At 62.1% G+C, this 17,125-nt stretch carries 14 protein-coding genes; 12 read left to right on the forward strand and 2 right to left on the reverse strand.

Annotated elements, in window-relative coordinates; all coding sequences use genetic code 11:
• The first annotated feature begins 31 nt into the window (after positions 1–31).
• From atpG to glmS, 8 genes are all read left to right on the forward strand, one after another.
• Positions 32–892, forward strand: coding sequence for a F0F1 ATP synthase subunit gamma (gene atpG / locus ACN8M7_RS06450; protein WP_061238799.1), 861 nt, complete (start codon positions 32–34; stop codon positions 890–892).
• Positions 893–941: 49 nt separating this feature from the next.
• Positions 942–2,318 carry a F0F1 ATP synthase subunit beta gene (gene atpD, locus ACN8M7_RS06455; RefSeq protein ID WP_061238798.1) on the forward strand — a complete coding sequence of 459 codons (1,377 nt, stop codon included), beginning with the start codon at positions 942–944 and terminating at the stop codon, positions 2,316–2,318.
• 80 nt (positions 2,319–2,398) lie between these two features.
• A complete protein-coding gene (locus ACN8M7_RS06460) occupies positions 2,399–2,824 on the forward strand; it encodes a F0F1 ATP synthase subunit epsilon (RefSeq protein ID WP_037000971.1) in 426 nt (141 codons plus the stop codon).
• Between the two features lie 113 nt (positions 2,825–2,937).
• A complete protein-coding gene (gene glmU / locus ACN8M7_RS06465) occupies positions 2,938–4,299 on the forward strand; it encodes a bifunctional UDP-N-acetylglucosamine diphosphorylase/glucosamine-1-phosphate N-acetyltransferase GlmU (protein WP_490260164.1) in 1,362 nt (453 codons plus the stop codon).
• Between the two features lie 14 nt (positions 4,300–4,313).
• Positions 4,314–4,823 (forward strand): M23 family metallopeptidase, encoded by a 510-nt coding sequence (locus ACN8M7_RS06470; protein WP_490260165.1) that lies wholly within the window; start codon positions 4,314–4,316, stop codon positions 4,821–4,823.
• 71 nt (positions 4,824–4,894) lie between these two features.
• Positions 4,895–5,506, forward strand: a complete 612-nt coding sequence (locus tag ACN8M7_RS06475) for a LysE family transporter (RefSeq protein WP_490260166.1) — start codon at positions 4,895–4,897, stop codon at positions 5,504–5,506.
• A gap of 73 nt (positions 5,507–5,579) precedes the next feature.
• A complete protein-coding gene (locus tag ACN8M7_RS06480) occupies positions 5,580–6,350 on the forward strand; it encodes a DeoR/GlpR family DNA-binding transcription regulator (protein ID WP_061238794.1) in 771 nt (256 codons plus the stop codon).
• Positions 6,351–6,360: 10 nt separating this feature from the next.
• Entirely contained in the window at positions 6,361–8,211 is a 1,851-nt protein-coding gene (glmS, locus tag ACN8M7_RS06485; protein WP_490260167.1) for a glutamine--fructose-6-phosphate transaminase (isomerizing), read from the forward strand.
• A 108-nt stretch (positions 8,212–8,319) separates the two neighbouring features.
• Here glmS and acuI read toward each other — a convergent pair whose 3' ends face one another.
• Both acuI and acuR read right to left on the reverse strand, forming a co-directional pair.
• Positions 8,320–9,303: an acrylyl-CoA reductase (NADPH) gene (gene acuI / locus ACN8M7_RS06490; RefSeq protein WP_490260168.1), complete on the reverse strand. Its 984-nt coding sequence runs from the start codon at positions 9,301–9,303 to the stop codon at positions 8,320–8,322.
• 47 nt (positions 9,304–9,350) lie between these two features.
• Entirely contained in the window at positions 9,351–9,983 is a 633-nt protein-coding gene (acuR, locus tag ACN8M7_RS06495) for an acrylate utilization transcriptional regulator AcuR (protein ID WP_490260169.1), read from the reverse strand.
• A 223-nt stretch (positions 9,984–10,206) separates the two neighbouring features.
• Between acuR and gcvA the strand changes: the two genes are divergently transcribed.
• The 4 genes from gcvA (at position 10,207) to ACN8M7_RS06515 (ending at position 17,088) form a co-directional block, all read left to right on the forward strand.
• The gene (gcvA, locus tag ACN8M7_RS06500; protein ID WP_490260170.1) at positions 10,207–11,106 is read left to right on the forward strand and encodes a transcriptional regulator GcvA; all 900 of its coding nucleotides are present in this window, start codon (positions 10,207–10,209) and stop codon (positions 11,104–11,106) included.
• A 310-nt stretch (positions 11,107–11,416) separates the two neighbouring features.
• Positions 11,417–13,912, forward strand: coding sequence for a CoA transferase (locus tag ACN8M7_RS06505; protein WP_490260171.1), 2,496 nt, complete (start codon positions 11,417–11,419; stop codon positions 13,910–13,912).
• A 256-nt stretch (positions 13,913–14,168) separates the two neighbouring features.
• Positions 14,169–15,815 (forward strand): BCCT family transporter, encoded by a 1,647-nt coding sequence (locus ACN8M7_RS06510; protein WP_082768041.1) that lies wholly within the window; start codon positions 14,169–14,171, stop codon positions 15,813–15,815.
• Between the two features lie 115 nt (positions 15,816–15,930).
• The gene (locus ACN8M7_RS06515; RefSeq protein ID WP_490260172.1) at positions 15,931–17,088 is read left to right on the forward strand and encodes an iron-containing alcohol dehydrogenase; all 1,158 of its coding nucleotides are present in this window, start codon (positions 15,931–15,933) and stop codon (positions 17,086–17,088) included.
• The last annotated feature ends 37 nt before the right edge of the window (positions 17,089–17,125 follow it).

The following is a 17,125-nucleotide window of genomic DNA, read 5'->3' on the forward strand; positions in this document are numbered from 1 at the left end:
GACGCCCGCCTGCTAACCCGATAGGTGTGAAATGGCAGGCGCAAAAGAGATTCGCAGCAAGATTGCGAGCATCAAAAGCACGCAGAAGATCACCAGCGCCATGGAAAAAGTGGCGGTCAGCAAAATGCGCAAGGCTCAACAGCGCATGGCAGCTAGCCGTCCCTACGCGGAGCGTATCCGCCAGGTAATTGGTCATCTGGCCAACGCCAACCCGGAATACCGCCATCCCTTCATGATCGAGCGCGAAGTAAAGCGTGCCGGTTATGTAGTGGTGAGCAGTGACCGTGGTCTGTGCGGTGGTTTGAATACCAACCTGTTCAAGGCCCTGGTCAAGGACATGGCGAAAGATCGCGAGCAAGGCGTGGAGATCGATCTCTGCGTGATTGGCTCCAAAGGCGCGGCATTCTTCCGCAACTTTGGTGGCAATGTCGTCGCTGCGATCAGCCACCTCGGCGAAGAGCCGTCGATCAACGACCTGATCGGTAGTGTCAAGGTCATGCTCGACGCCTACCTCGAAGGTCGCATCGACCGTCTGTCCGTGGTCTCGAACAAGTTCATCAATACCATGACGCAGAAGCCTACAGTGGAGCAGTTGGTTCCGCTGGTGGCCGATCCGGATCAACAGCTCAAGCATCACTGGGACTATCTGTACGAGCCCGATGCCAAAGAGCTGCTCGACGGCCTGATGGTTCGCTATGTCGAATCCCAGGTGTACCAGGCGGTGGTCGAGAACAACGCGGCTGAACAAGCTGCGCGGATGATTGCGATGAAGAACGCCACCGACAACGCTGGTGATCTCATCAAAGACCTGCAGCTGATTTACAACAAGGCGCGTCAGGCAGCGATCACCCAGGAAATTTCGGAAATCGTCGGCGGCGCTGCCGCGGTTTAAAGAACGGTTCAACTGTTAGAACGGTTGAAAAAAGTCAGAGGAACCAAAGATGAGTAGCGGACGTATCGTTCAAATCATCGGCGCCGTCATCGACGTGGAATTCCCGCGTGACAAGGTGCCGAGTGTTTATGACGCGCTGAAAGTAGTCGGCGCCGAAACCACTCTGGAAGTTCAGCAACAGCTGGGCGACGGCGTGGTACGTACCATTGCGATGGGTTCGACCGAAGGCCTCAAGCGTGGCCTGGACGTCGACAGCACTGGCGCAGGCATCCAGGTACCGGTCGGGGTGAAAACCCTGGGCCGTATCATGGACGTACTGGGCAACCCCATCGACGAAGCCGGCCCGATCGGCGAAGAAGAAAAGTGGGAAATCCACCGCGCTGCGCCGAGCTATGCCGAGCAAGCCGGCGGCAACGACCTGCTGGAAACTGGCATCAAGGTTATCGACCTGGTCTGCCCGTTCGCCAAGGGCGGTAAAGTCGGTCTGTTCGGTGGTGCCGGTGTCGGCAAGACCGTAAACATGATGGAACTGATCCGTAACATCGCCATCGAGCACAGCGGTTATTCCGTGTTCGCGGGTGTGGGTGAGCGTACTCGTGAGGGTAACGACTTCTACCACGAGATGAAGGATTCCAACGTTCTCGACAAGGTAGCCCTGGTCTACGGTCAGATGAACGAGCCACCAGGCAACCGTCTGCGCGTAGCACTGACTGGCCTGACCATGGCCGAGAAGTTCCGTGACGAAGGTCGTGACGTTCTGTTGTTCGTCGACAACATCTACCGTTACACCCTCGCCGGTACCGAAGTATCCGCACTGCTGGGCCGTATGCCTTCGGCAGTAGGTTATCAGCCGACCCTGGCCGAAGAGATGGGCGTTCTGCAAGAGCGCATCACCTCCACCAAGAAAGGCTCGATCACCTCGATCCAGGCCGTATACGTACCTGCGGACGACCTGACCGACCCGAGCCCGGCGACCACCTTCGCCCACTTGGACGCCACCGTCGTACTGAGCCGTGACATCGCTTCCCTGGGTATCTACCCGGCCGTTGACCCGCTGGACTCCACCAGCCGTCAGCTGGATCCGAACGTCATCGGCAACGAACACTACGAGACTGCTCGTGGCGTTCAGTATGTTCTGCAGCGCTACAAGGAGCTGAAGGACATCATCGCGATCCTGGGTATGGACGAGCTGTCCGAATCCGACAAGCAGCTGGTATCCCGTGCTCGTAAGATTCAGCGCTTCCTGTCCCAGCCGTTCTTCGTGGCCGAGGTCTTCACCGGCTCGCCAGGCAAGTACGTGTCCCTGAAAGACACCATCGCTGGCTTCAGCGGCATCCTCAAAGGCGACTACGACCACCTGCCGGAACAAGCGTTCTACATGGTTGGCGGTATTGAAGAAGCCATCGAGAAAGCGAAGAAACTGTAATCACCCATGCGCCTGGCAACGGGCGCATCAGAGTTGTGGATAACTTCGGTTATCCACAATCTGTAACCTGAGGCAAGCGTATGGCTATGACAGTCCATTGCGATATCGTCAGCGCGGAAGCGGAGATCTTCTCCGGCCTGGTCGAGATGGTGATTGCGCACGGCAACCTGGGTGATCTGGGTATCGCTCCGGGCCACGCGCCGCTGATCACTGACCTGAAACCGGGTCCGATCCGCCTGATCAAGCAGGGTGGCGAAGCCGAGGTGTTCTACATCTCCGGTGGTTTCCTCGAAGTGCAGCCGAACATGGTCAAGGTTCTCGCCGACACCGTGCAACGCGCCGCCGACATCGACGAAGCTGCTGCTCAGGAGGCCCTCAAGGCCGCCGAGAAAGCGCTGAGCGAGCAGGGTTCTGAGTTCAACTACAGTTCCGCCGCCGCTCACCTGGCCGAAGTCGCAGCCCAGCTGCGTACCGTCCAGCAGCTGCGCAAGAAGTTCGGCGGTTAATCTCGCCGGCTTCAACCGTTGTTCGAGAAAGGGTAGCCTAGGCTACCCTTTTTCATTTCTGCCGTTTCGTACTCTGGCGCCCTGTGCCGGAGGCTGCCAAGGAATCGCCGTTCATGTCGCTCGATATCGTCATCCTCGCTGCTGGGCAAGGCACCCGCATGCGTTCCGCTCTGCCCAAGGTGCTGCATCCGGTCGCCGACAAGCCCATGCTCGGCCATGTCATCGACACCGCCCGCAGCCTGCAACCGCAGAGCATCCAGGTGGTGATCGGGCATGGCGCCGACAAGGTGCGCGAGCGTCTGGCAGCCACTGATCTGAACTTTGTCATCCAGGCCGAGCAACTGGGTACCGGCCACGCCGTGGCCCAGGCCTTGCCGCAGCTCAGCGCTGATACCGTGCTGATCCTCTACGGCGACGTGCCGCTGATCGAGCCGGCGACCCTGCAGCGCCTGCTGGGGCTGGTCAACGACAACCAGCTGGGCCTGCTCACTGTCGAGCTGGCCGACCCCGCCGGCTACGGCCGCATCGTGCGTGACGAGCAGGGCGTGGTGCAGGCCATCGTCGAGCACAAGGACGCCAGCGCAGCGCAGCGGCAGATCGGCGAAGGCAACACTGGCATCCTCGCCGTGCCGGGCAAGCGCCTGGCCGACTGGCTGGGGCGTCTGTCCAACAGTAACGCGCAGGGCGAGTACTACCTCACCGATGTGATCGCCATGGCGGTGGCCGACGGCCTGGTGGTGGCCACTGAACGTGCGAGCGACGAGATGGAAGTGCTGGGTGCCAATGATCGCATCCAGCTGGCGCAGCTCGAGCGCCACTATCAGTACCGTGCAGGGCGCCAACTGATGGCCCAGGGCGTGACCCTGATCGATCCTGCGCGCTTCGATGTGCGCGGCGAGGTCAGTGTGGGTCGCGACGTGACCATCGATATCAACGTGATCCTCGAAGGCCGTGTGGTCATCGAGGATGATGTGCAGATCGGCCCCAACTGCGTGATCAAGGACTCGGTGCTGCGCAAGGGCGCAATCGTCAAGGCCAACAGCCACCTGGATGGCGCCGAGATGGGCGAGGGCGCCGATTGCGGCCCGTTCGCCCGCCTGCGTCCGGGGACCAAACTGGGTGCCAAGGCTCATGTGGGTAACTTCGTCGAACTGAAGAACGCCGTGCTGGGCGAAGGCGCCAAGGCCGGCCACCTGAGCTACCTGGGCGATGCCGAGATCGGTGCCCGTACCAACATCGGTGCCGGCACCATTACCTGCAACTACGATGGCGCCAACAAATTCCGTACGGTGATGGGCGAGGATGTGTTCATCGGCTCCAACAGTGCACTGGTCGCGCCGGTGAACCTGGGCGACCGTGTGACCACAGGCGCGGGCTCGGTAGTGACCAGCGATGTACCGGCGGACACGCTGGCAGTCGGTCGCGCCAAGCAGCGCAATATCGAAGGCTGGAAGCGCCCGACCAAGAAGGTCTGAAGGAGCCGGCAAGGATGCCACTGCGTAAACGCTGGATCCTGCTCCTGTTGCTGCTGATCTGGGTGGTGCTACCGGAATGGCCGTGCATTCCGGTCGACGGTGCGAGCAAGCGAGACTGGAATCCGCAAACCTTCTGGTTCGAACCCTGGGGCCGTTCCGGCGTGCACAAGGGGATTGATATCTTCGCCAGGCTGGGTACACCCGTGCGTTCTACCAGCTATGGCGTGGTGCTGTTTCGTGGCGAAATCCAGCAAGGTGGCAAGGTCGTCCTGGTGCTGGGCCCGAAGTGGCGTCTTCACTACTACGCCCACTTGCACACCATCGATGTCTACCCAGGCCAGCTGCTGTTGACCGGTAGCCGGCTCGGTTCAGTTGGCGACACGGGCAACGCGCGCGGGAAACCGGCACATTTGCACTACTCGATCGTCAGCCTGCTACCGTTGCCCTGGCGTGCAGACGACTCGACCCAGGGCTGGAAGAAGATGTTCTACCTTGATCCCAACTCGATTCTGCCTGCCCGTTAATAGCGCTGCGAGCTGAGCAGGGCGGTGATACCACGGGGTTGTGGATAACTTACCCAGTACGGAGTTTATGCATGTTCGGTGTGACGGATTACGCCGCCTTCGTGGTGGCCTTCATCATCCTGCTGGCCATTCCCGGGCCAGGTAACCTGGCGTTGATCCTGTCCACCGGCAAGGGCGGCATTCGCGGTGGACTGGCCTCGACCTTCGGCATCATCTTGGGCGACCAGGTGCTGCTGTGGCTGGCAGTGGCCGGTGTCGCCGCGCTGCTCAAGGCCTACCCGGCCGCCTTCCATATGGTGCAGTGGCTCGGTGCGGCCTACCTGGTCTACCTCGGCCTGCGCATGATCCTGGCCAAGCCCGGTGCGGCACCGACGCTGGAAATCAAGCCGCGCCGTTACCTGTGGCAAACCCTGGTGATCACCGTTTTCAATCCCAAGGCCATCATCTTCTACATGGCCTTCTTCCCGCTGTTCATCGATCCGCAGCGGCATCAGGGCCTGATTACTTTCGCTTTCATGGCCGTGACCATCATGGCGCTGACCTTCCTCTACGGGCTGCTGATCGTGCTGCTGACTCACTTTCTTGCCGAGCGCATGCGCGCCAACCCACGTATCGCGCGAGGTCTGGAGAAACTGGGCGGGTTTTGCCTGGTTGGTTTCGGGGTCAAGTTGACGCTGAACTGATCAGCGGATGCTTGCGGGCGTTTCGATCATATGTTTTGATTCGCGCCATTATCTTTCGAATCGAAACTTAGAGATGTCCAAGCGCAATACGCCACAGCGTCGCCACACCATTCTCGCCTTGCTCGCCGAGCAGGGCGAAGTGTCCGTGGATGCCTTGGCGCAGCACTTCGCCACCAGCGAAGTGACCATTCGCAAGGACCTCGCCGCCCTGGAAAAGAACGGCCTGCTGCTGCGCCGTTATGGCGGTGCGGTGCCGGTGCCGCAGGAGCTGATCAGCGAGCCGACTCAGCCCATCTCCCCCTACAAACAGGCCATCGCCCGTGCCGGTGTAGCGCGCATCCGCGAGCACGCGCGGATCATCATCGACAGCGGCACCACCACGGCGGCGATGATTCCGCAGCTTGGCTACAAGCCTGGTCTGGTGGTGATGACCAACTCGCTCAACGTGGCCAATGCGCTGCGCGATATCGAGCATGAGCCGGTGCTGTTGATGACCGGCGGCACCTGGGATCCGCACTCGGAATCCTTCCAGGGCCAGGTGGCCGAGCAGGTGCTGCGTTCCTACGACTTCGATCAACTGTTCATCGGTGCCGATGGCATCGACCTGGAGCGTGGCACCACCACCTTCAACGAGCTACTTGGTCTGTCGCGGGTGATGGCGGAAGTTGCTCGCGAAGTCATCGTGATGGTCGAGAGCGACAAGATCGGCCGCCGTATTCCCAACCTGGAACTGCCCTGGGGCAGCGTCCATACCCTGATCACCGACGAGCGCCTCGCCAGCGAGGCCCGTGAACACCTGAGCGCGCGTGGCATCCAGCTGATCATCGCGCCGCAGCAAGACTGAGGACTTAGACATGTGTGGAATCGTAGGCGCCATCGCTGAACGCAACATCACCCCGGTATTGGTCGAAGGCCTCAAGCGCCTGGAATACCGTGGCTACGACAGCGCCGGTGTGGCGCTGCTGACCGAGCAGGGCGAACTGGATCGGCGCCGCCGCGTCGGCAAGGTCAGCGAGCTGCAGGCCGCCCTGCAAGCCGAACCGTTGGCCGGCCGCCTGGGCATCGCCCACACCCGCTGGGCCACCCACGGCGCGCCGAGCGAACGCAATGCGCACCCGCACTTCTCCGGGCAAGAACTGGCCGTGGTGCACAACGGCATCATCGAGAACCACGAAGAACTGCGTGAGCGTCTCAAGGGCCTGGGCTACGTCTTCAGCTCCGATACCGACACTGAAACCATCGTCCACCTGCTCGAGCACAAGCTGCAGCAGTTCGGTGATCTTAGCGCCGCGCTCAAGGCTGCCATCCCGGAACTCCACGGTGCCTACGGCCTGGCGGTGATCAGCGCCAAGCAGCCGGATCGCCTGCTGGCCGCCCGCAGTGGCAGCCCGCTGGTGATTGGTTTGGGGCTCGGCGAGAACTTCCTCGCCTCCGACCAGCTCGCCCTGCGTCAGGTCACCGACCGTTTCATGTACCTGGAAGAAGGCGATATCGCCGAAATTCGTCGTGACGGCGTGCAGATCTGGGACGCGGCCGGGCAATCGGTGCAGCGTGAAGCCGTGCAGTACCACGAAGGTGCCGAGGCCGCCGACAAGGGCGAGTACCGCCACTTCATGCTCAAGGAAATCCACGAGCAGCCCAAGGTCGTACAGCGCACCCTGGAAGGCCGTCTGGGTAGTGATCACGTGCTGGTGCAGGCCTTTGGCCCGCAGGCCGCCGAACTGTTCGCCAAGGTGAAGAACATACAGATCGTCGCCTGCGGCACCAGCTACCACGCCGGCATGGTCGCCCGTTACTGGCTGGAAGAGCTGGCCGGTATTCCCTGCCAGGTCGAAGTGGCCAGCGAGTTCCGCTATCGCAAGGTGGTGGTGCAGCCGGACACCCTGTTCGTCAGCGTCTCGCAGTCCGGCGAAACCGCCGACACCCTGGCCGCGCTACGCAATGCCAAGGAGAAGGCGCCGGGGCAGGGCGGCTACCTGGCCAGCCTGGTGATCTGCAACGTCGGCACCAGCTCGCTGGTGCGCGAATCCGACCTGTGTCTGCTGACCCAGGCCGGTCCGGAAATCGGCGTGGCTTCGACCAAGGCCTTCACCACCCAGTTGGTCGGTCTGATGCTGCTGACCCTGGCTCTCGGCCAGGTGCATGGTTCTCTGGACAAGGCGCTGGAAGTGCAACTGGTCGACGAGCTGCGCCGCCTGCCGACCCGCCTGGGCGAAGCGCTGGCCATGGACAAGACCGTGGAGAAGATCTCCGAATTGTTCGCCGAGAAGCACCACAGCCTGTTCCTCGGCCGTGGCGCGCAATACCCGGTGGCCATGGAGGGGGCGCTCAAGCTCAAGGAAATTTCCTACATCCATGCCGAGGCCTACCCGGCAGGCGAGCTCAAACATGGCCCGCTGGCCCTGGTCGACGCCGACATGCCGGTGGTCACCGTGGCGCCGAACAACGAGCTGCTGGAAAAGCTCAAGTCCAACCTACAGGAAGTGCGCGCCCGTGGCGGTGAGCTGATCGTCTTCGCTGACCAGCAGGCAGGCATGCGCAATGGCGAAGGCACCCATGTGGTGGCCATGCCGCACATCCACGACCTGCTTGCGCCGATCCTTTACACCGTGCCGCTGCAACTGCTGTCGTACTACGTCGCTGTGCTCAAGGGCACTGACGTCGACCAGCCGCGTAATCTCGCGAAAAGTGTCACGGTCGAATAAGGCAGCGGGCTAAGGCAGGTGCGTTGAGGTCTCGGTCGATACCCGGGGCCGCTGATGGGAGACAGCCATGTGAGGGCTGGCCGTCTTCCCGGCAGCGGCAGCCTTGGTTTATCGATTGACGTCCACCACGATCCGTCCTCGCACCTTGCCGTCCAGCAGGTCATTGGCAGCGCCGATGGCCTCGCTGAGGGCAATTTCCCGGGTCATTTCATCCAGTAGCGCCAGGTCCAGCTCCGAGGCCAGACGTTGCCAGGCCGTTACCCGTTCCGCGTAAGGGCGGGTTACGCTGTTGATCCCCAGCAAACTGACGCCGCGCAGGATGAACGGGGCGACAGTGGCCGGGAAGTCCATGCCCTGGGCCAGGCCGCAGGCTGCAATGGCGCCGTCGGCACGGGTGCCGGCGCAGACGTTGGCCAGGGTGTGACTGCCCACCGAGTCGATTGCCGCTGCCCAGCGTTCGGCGGCCAGAGGGCGTCCAGGGTTGCTTAGCTCGGCCCGGTCGATGATCGTCTTTGCGCCCAGGCGTTTCAGGTAATCAGCCTCCGCCGGGCGGCCAGTCGAGGCGGTTACCGAGTAGCCCAGTTTGGCCAGCAATGCGATGGCAAAGCTGCCGACCCCGCCATTGGCGCCAGTGACCAGCACTTCGCCACTTTCGGGTGACAAGCCGTGACGTTCTAGGGCGATCAGGCTAAGCATGGCGGTATAACCGGCCGTGCCGATGGCCATGGCCTGGCGTGCGCTCAGTTGATCGGGCAGGGGGATCAGCCAGTCGCCTTTCAGTCTGGCCTTCTGGGCCAAACCACCCCAGTGCGTCTCGCCTACGCCCCAGCCATTGAGCAATACCCGGTCGCCAACCTTGTACTGGGCATGATCGCTGGCTTCGACGACGCCGGCCAGATCAATGCCCGGAACCATGGGAAAGCGGCGCACTACCGGGCTGCGGCCGCTGATGGCGAGACCGTCCTTGTAGTTGAGCGTGCTGCACTCGACGCGCACGGTGACGTCGCCTTCCGGCAGTTGCGAGTCATCCAGCTCGGTCAGACGGGTCTGGTAACGGTCGTCATTTTTTTCGATGAGTAATGCCTTGAACATGGTCTCTCCTTATTTAGACTGATCGTCTATAAATGGTGAAAAAAATACTACCTCGCCATGCCGTTCAGAAAACCGGTGGCGAAGGTGTCCAGTGGTTGGGCATCCTGAACCAGCTTGGCGCGTAACACGGCACCTTCCCAGCCGATCCAGAAGTAGGCGGCAAGCGCATCGCAATCGCTGCCTTGCCGCAGCTGTCCGAGGCGGACTGCCTCGGACAGGCAGTTGGCCAGCCGTACCTGCCAGTCGAGGAGGACGTCCTCCAGCGTTTGGCGAAAACTGGCGGGTAGTGCCGTGATCTCCTGACCCAGATTGCCGACCAGGCAACCGCGGCGAAACTGATGTCTGGCCATGCCTGCTTTGGCGTCTTCGACGAAATTGCTCAGGCGCTGCAGGGGCAGAACGCTTTCGTCCAGCAGCCAGCGATCCAGTTTGCGCGCGAAGTAGCCGGCATAGCGTTTCAGCACCTCCTGGACGAAGGCTTCCTTGCTGTCGAAGTAGTGATAGAACGAGCCCTTGGGCACGCGTACACGCTTCAGTACTGCATCGATCCCCGTGGCGGCAAAGCCCTGCTCGGTCAGTACTTCCATGCCGCAATGCAGCAACGCCTCGCGAGTGTCATCGAAGCTTCTCGCGACTTTGGGCGGACGGCCACGACGGGCCTGGGGCTTGGAAGTAGTCATGGAAATATATTAGACCGATCGTCTATAGTGTCAACCTCTGCTGCCGAAGCAGCTGGCTGCGCATCGGCGGGCTTTTGATTGTCGTGCACCTGGTCCGGGGCTGCAGCCTGATGCTTCGTATCCAGGGCGACGCAGGTGTTGTGCTCTACTTGTCGATCCCACGACCCAAGCTCCACGACGAGATTCGCAGTGGTTGATTCATGATCCCCGGAGATCGCCCCTCATGAAACAAAGCTTGCCGCCGCTCAATTGGTTGCGGGCCTTCGAATCGGCGGCTCGCCACCTCAACTTCACCCATGCCGCAGAAGAACTCAGCCTGACACAGGCTGCCGTGAGTCAGCAGGTCAAGGGGCTGGAGATGAGGCTGGGAGCGGCGCTGTTCAAGCGTCTGCCCAGAGGCCTGGAACTCAGCGAGGCAGGGCAGGCCTACCTGCCGGCGGTGCACGAAGCCATCGAGCGTCTGGCCGCTGCCACCGACGAGATATTTGGCCAGGGGCACCGCAAGGTGCTGACTGTGCGCGTCAATCTGGTGTTCTTCATTCACTGGCTGGCGATACGCTTGCCCGACTTTCGCAAGCAGCACCCGGATATCAACCTGCATGTCACCAGCAATATCTGGGTCGGCGACACCGATGTCGAGGCCGATCTGGAGATTCGCCATGGCCAGGGCAAGTGGGCAGGCCTGAAAGCCGATCGATTGACCTGGGACTCTCTGGTGCCGGTGTGTTCGCCCTCGTTGGCAACCGAGGCAAAGCCGCTTAACACGCCTGCCGATCTCGCCCACCACCAACTGCTGCATGTGCTGGGGTATGAAGAGGGTTGGGGCTACTGGTTGAAAAAGGCCGGCGCAGACCGCGTGGATTCATCCCAGGGGCTGCAGTTCGATACCTTGATCTCGGCGTTGAGGATGGCGGAGCTGGGTCAGGGAGTGGCCCTGGCGCGCTCTTCCCTGGTCGAACATATGCTCTATCAGGGGGCCCTGATCGCGCCCTTCGAGCAGCGCTTCACCACCCAGGAGGCCTTCTACCTGGTGTATTCCCCTCTTGCCACGGCCAACCCTCAGGCCCTGGCCTTTATCACCTGGCTGGTTGCCCAGGCTCAGGCCGGGCAGCCCGAGAACTGAGTGTCAGCTTTGGTCTCAGAGGCCCTGCCGGTTGGGCCTGCCCCAGTTTCATTCCTTGCCGTACTCGCGCCGGTTCCTGCCAGGGAGCCGGACGTCGAAGCCTGTTTATCCATAAGCAGACTTATTCAGCCATAAGAAAAACCATGTCATAGGGTTTTTTTTTATTGCTTTTCGCCTTCCCCCATTTTTCCCAAAGTAGCGCCCCAAGTCGTCTCCAAACCCCGAGGCAAGGCAGGGGCCAGGTGTACCGACGATTACTCACAACAACAAAAGCCCGTATTGCAGCGGGTCTTGTAAGCGATGGTGAATCATGGGACAGCTCAGTCAACTACCCCTCAACGGCGTCAAGGTTATCGACTTCGGTCAGTACATCGCCGGGCCAGCCGTGGCCATGATCCTCGCGGACCTCGGCGCCACGGTCATCCATATCGATCCCCCCAGCGGTCCATTGTGGGACAGCCCGGCCAACGCCGTGCTCAACCGCAACAAGCACTGCCTGCAACTTGACCTCAAATCTGCCCAAGGTCTGCAAGATGCCAAGGCGCTGATCGCCAGTGCCGACATCGTGATCGAGAACTTCCGTCCGGGCGTCATGCCGCGCCTGGGCCTGGATTTCGCCGAACTGCGTCGTCAGCGCCCCGAGCTGATCACCCTGTCCATTCCCGGCTTTGCCAGCAACGATGAGTTGCGCCGCGACTGGCGCGCCTTCGAGTCGATCATCGCCTCGGCGTCCGGGGTGTTCACCGACATGGGCCAGAACCGCGTGCTGATGGGCATTAACCCGAGCTTCTCGCCGCTGCCGCTGGCTTCGTCCTACGGCACCATGCTGGCCGTGTCGGCCGTGGTGCTGGCCCTGCAAGCGCGGCAGCGCAGTGGTCTGGGCGATGAAATCGAGGTGCCGCTGGCTTCCGCCGTGATGGAGGGGCTGTCGTACAACTCGATCAAGATCGACGGTTATCCGCTGCGCTACAAGACGCTGCGCGAGAAGGAAATCGAGCGCCGTCGTGCCGAGAACCTGCCGATGAACCTCAGCTACGAGGATCTGCAGGAATATCTCGACCCGTTCTACCGCACCTACGAATGCGCCGATGGCCGCAAGTTCTACGCGGTTTGCCCCTCGCACCGTTCCCACGCCAAGCGTTGCCTGCAGGCCATGGGGCTGTATGAGGAAATGCTGGCGGCCGGCCTGCCCAAGGTCGATGACCCCTATCTGCCGCTGGAGCAGTGGGAGGGCGACGCGTCGCTGGGCGTCTATCCGCTGCCGGCGCATTGGGCCCATCGTATTTCTGAGCGGATGAAAGAGGTGTTCCTCACCAAGACCGCCGTCGAATGGGAGAAGATTTTCGGCGAAGGCCAGTTCCCTGGTGCGCCGCATCGCTCCACGCAGGAATGGCTGCATGATGAGCATGCCAACACCGCCGGCCTGGTGGTCGAAGTCGATGATCCGCAATACGGCAAGATGAAGCAGCCGGGTGCGATCACCTGGCTGGAAGACAGCGCCGCCCTGATGCTGACACCCAGCCCGCGGCGTACGGTGAGTGTCAAAGAAGCCCTCGCCACGCTGGCCGAGTGCGCCTCGCCAGCGCTGCCGGCTCCGTCCGCAAAAGCCGCTGGCTGGCTAGAAGGCGTGCGTGTTCTCGATCTGACCAACGTGATCGCGGGGCCGCACTCGGCTTCGTTCCTCGGCCGTTTCGGCGCGGATGTGATCAAACTCGACCCGGCCAACCCCAACTACGACCCGTGGAACACTGTGGTTTTCGGCATGTCCTCGGCGCGCGGCAAGAAGAGCATTCTGGTCGACCTGAACAAGGCCGATGGCCGCGAGGTGTTCAACACCCTGGTGCGCTCGGTAGACGTCATCGTGATGAACGCGCCGGATCGCCAACTGGCGCCTCTGGGCCTCGACGAGGCCAGCCTGCAGGCAGTGAATCCGGGCGTGATCTTCTGCCAGCTGGACTGCTTCGGCGGCCCGCGTCGTGGCCCTCGCACCGACTATCTGGGCTATGACGACCTGATCCAGGCCACCACCGGCATCATGCTGCGTTTCGGCGGCGGTATGGAAACGCCGGAAGAGCACGCCCACGTTGGCACCATCGACGTCATGTGCGGCTTTGCCGCCGCCCTGGGGGTCGCTGCCGCGCTGTACCGCAAAGCGGCAACCGGTGAGGTCAGCCGCGCCCGCACCTCCCTGGCGTCGCTGGGCAACCTGGTGCAGATTCCGTTCTGCTTCGACTATGCCGGCAGGGGCCCCTTCAATGAGCCCTCCGGCCGCGATGCCGTCGGCTACAGCGACCTGTCGCGTTTCTACCGGACCGCTGACCACTGGTTGTATCTGGACAGCAGTGAGCAGGAATTGGCGAGTCTGGAGCATGTATCTGGTCTGGCTGGCATCAGCGCCGCTGCCGACCAAGCTGCCTTCCTCAGCCAGGCATTGGCCTCGGAAACGGCTGCCACCTGGCAGCAGCGCCTGCACGCTGCCGGGGTCGCCGCAGTTGCACCGGACAATCTCGACAGCCTGCGTCAGCGCTACAGCCGTCCGGCTGACGGCCGTCCCGGCACCGACAACGGCAGCTATTCGTTCAGCGTCTACGCCGATCACCCGAGTGGTCATTGCGTCACGCAGCTGGATCCCTACGCGATTCGTCCGCGCTGTGCCCCGATTCGTGCCCTGCCGCCGGCCGAGAAGTTCGGCGCCTCGACCCGCCGCGTACTGCAGGAGTTCGGCTACAGCCAAGCTCAGATCGAGGCGCTGATCGAGGGCAACAGCATCAGCGAAAGCTGGAGTGAGGAGTATCTGCCGAGCTAACCGCCCGGTGTCAGCCGTCGCCCCGACATGCCTCTGCCAGGCATTGCGGGGCGATTCCCCCTGAAGCGACCTTATGAGACGCACCATGAATAACAAATACAAAAAAGCCACACCCGATGTTCATCGCCAGCTCTTTAACCGGCAGCGCTTTCGCGCTGAGTGATACGACGGATAACCCGCCACACGTTTCCGCGCATTACGGCTCACGCGGCTTTCCAAGCCAGCCGCTGTAGCCAGCCCATAAGAGGATTTAGCGATGAGCAACATCAATCACGGCTCTGCCCTGGACGGGCGAGTGTTCTGGCCCTCTATAGCGGTCATTCTCGGCGTCACCATTCCCCTGGCTCTGTTTCCTGAGTCCGGCAACCTGATCATCAAGCAGCTGTTCAACTTCGCCACCGGCAATTTCGGTTGGCTCTATCTGTTCGCGGGTCTTGGCACCGTGGTTTTTCTGCTGTGGCTTGCCCTGGGGCGCTACGGCAATGTTCGCCTCGGTCGTGCCGAGGATCTCCCGGAGTTTTCCTACTTCAGTTGGGTCGCCATGATTTTCTGCGGCGGCATCGGTATCGCCATCGCCAACTGGGCCTGGGTCGAGCCGATCTACTACTACGATGGCCCGCCCCGCGGTCTCGCCGCGCACGGCAAGGAGGCTGCCGAGTGGGCGCTGGCCTACGGGCAGTTCCACTGGGGCCTGACGCCCTGGGCCTTCTACTGCCTGCCGGCGATTCCGATCGCCTACTCGATGTACGTGCGTCGTCAGCCGGGTGTTCGCCTTTCGGTCGCCGCGCGCGGACTGCTGGGTGACAAGGCCAACGGCTGGCTGGGGATCCTGCTCGATACCGTGGTGGTGTTCGGCATCGTCGGTGGCGTCGGTACCTCGCTGGGCCTGGCCGTACCGCTGGTTTCGACCATGTCTTCGGACGTACTCGGCCTGCAACCCTCGTTCGCCTTCGACATGCTGATTCTTGGTCTGTGGACCGCGCTGTTCGGCATGAGCGTGTGGTTCGGCCTGAGCAAAGGCATCAAGATCCTCAGCGACATCAACGTCTATCTGGCGGTATTGCTGCTGCTGTTTGTCCTGGCCATTGGTCCGACCCTGTTCATCATCAACGGCTGGTCCAACAGCGTCGGCCTGATGATCAACAACTTCGTGCAGATGAGCCTGTGGACCGATCCGATCGCCAAAGGCAGCTTTCCCCAGGACTGGACCATCTTCTACTGGGCCTGGTGGATCGCCTATGCACCGATGATGGGGCTGTTCGTCGCGCGTATTTCCCGGGGTCGTACCATCCGCGAGCTGGTGTTCGCCGAGCTGATCTGGGGCAGCCTGGGTTGCTGGGTGTTCTTCGCCGTGTGGGGTGGCTATGCCCTCGACCTGCAGCTCTCTGGGGTTCTGGACGTTAGCGCCATTCTCAATCAGCAAGGTATTCCGGCGACCGTGCTGGCGATCCTGAAGACCATGCCGATGGCGAATCTGGTCATCATCACCTTCGTCCTGCTGTGCTTCATCTTCCTCGCCACCACCCTGGACTCGGCTGCGTACGTGCTGGCTTCGGTCACTTCGCGTGAGCTGTCCGGTTATGAGGAGCCACGTCGCTGGATTCGCATCACCTGGGCGCTGCTGCTGGCCGTCGTTGGCATCGGCCTGATCAAGGTGGGCGGGCTCAAGGCGGTGCAGACCTCCACCATTATCGTGGCGCTGCCATTGATTCCGGTGCTGGGCATCCTCGCCTGGTCGCTGTTGCGCATGCTCGAGCAGGACTTTGGCAAACGTCTGGGTTCGCCGATGCTCACCGTAGATGGTGCGGCGCCTTCCAGCCAGCCGGGGGCGGCCGTTGAAAGTCCTGGCTATGCCTATGGTGCAGCTCCCAACCCAGCGGCACCGATGAATTCCAACCAATAGCTACCTGCCGGGCGGCTTCGATACCCGGGCAGCGCCAACCATTTCTTCGACAACGCATGGGATGGCCTCGCGGCTTCCTCGAGGTCCTCTCATGCCCACCCAACGTGGAGTGCACATGACCAATCAAGTGATACTGCCCCGCATCATGCAGCTAGGTGCCGGTGCCAGCGAGGCCATCCCGAACGTGCTGAGCAGTCTTGGCTGTTCACGCCCGCTGCTGATTACCGACAAGATGATGGTTCAGCTCGGCTACGCAACGCGTATCCAGGACACCCTGGCCACCAGCGGGCTCAAGGCGGACATCTTCGCTGACACCGTTCCCGAGCCGACGGTCGCGTCGATCCAGGCCGGCGTGGACATGGCACGCGCCGGCGATTACGACAGCATCATCGCCCTGGGTGGTGGCAGCCCAATCGACAGCGCCAAGGCCATTGGCATCCTGGCCAAGCTGGGCGGGCAAATGCGCGACTACAAGTTCCCGCGTAACGTCACCGAGACCGGTCTGCCGATCATCGCGGTGCCGACCACCGCCGGAACCGGCTCGGAGGTGACCCGCTTCACCATCATCACCGACGAGCAGAACGACGAGAAAATGCTCTGCGTCGGCATCGGCTTCATGCCCGTCGCGGCGCTGGTCGACTACAGCCTGACCCTCAGCCTGCCGGCGCGTGTGACGGCCGACACCGGTCTCGATGCCCTGACTCACGCCATCGAGGCGTACGTCAGCCAGAAGGCCAACCTCTATAGCGACAGCCAGGCCCTGGCCGCCATGCGCCTGATCGGCCCGAATCTGCGCCGGGTCTACCACGACGGTTCCGATAAGGAAGCGCGCGAGGCCATGATGCTGGGCTCAACGCTCGCCGGCGTCGCCTTCTCCAGTGCCTCGGTGGCGCTGGTGCATGGCATGAGCCGTCCGATCGGCGCTTTCTTCCATGTGCCTCATGGCCTGTCCAACGCCATGCTGCTGCCCTGCGTGACGGCTTTCTCCATCCCTGCCGCTGCCGAACGCTACGCCGACTGCGCGCGGGCCATGGGGGTCGCCAGCGAACAGGACAGCACCGAGCAGGCCAACGCCAAGCTGCTCAGCGAACTGCAGGCGCTCAATGACGAGCTGCAGGTGCCGACACCGGCGCAATTCGGCATCGACCGCGCACGTTTCTTCGAGCTGATGCCGACCATGGCGCAACAGGCGCTCGCCTCCGGCTCGCCGGGCAACAACCCGCGTGTGCCGACCGTCGAGCAAATGGTCGAGCTCTACAGCAGCCTTTGGTAACCCGTTCTTTTCAACAGATAGGCAGCGGCCCCTTTGC

It is taken from the genome of Pseudomonas spartinae, assembly GCF_965197125.1.
Lineage (GTDB): Bacteria > Pseudomonadota > Gammaproteobacteria > Pseudomonadales > Pseudomonadaceae > Aquipseudomonas > Aquipseudomonas composti_A.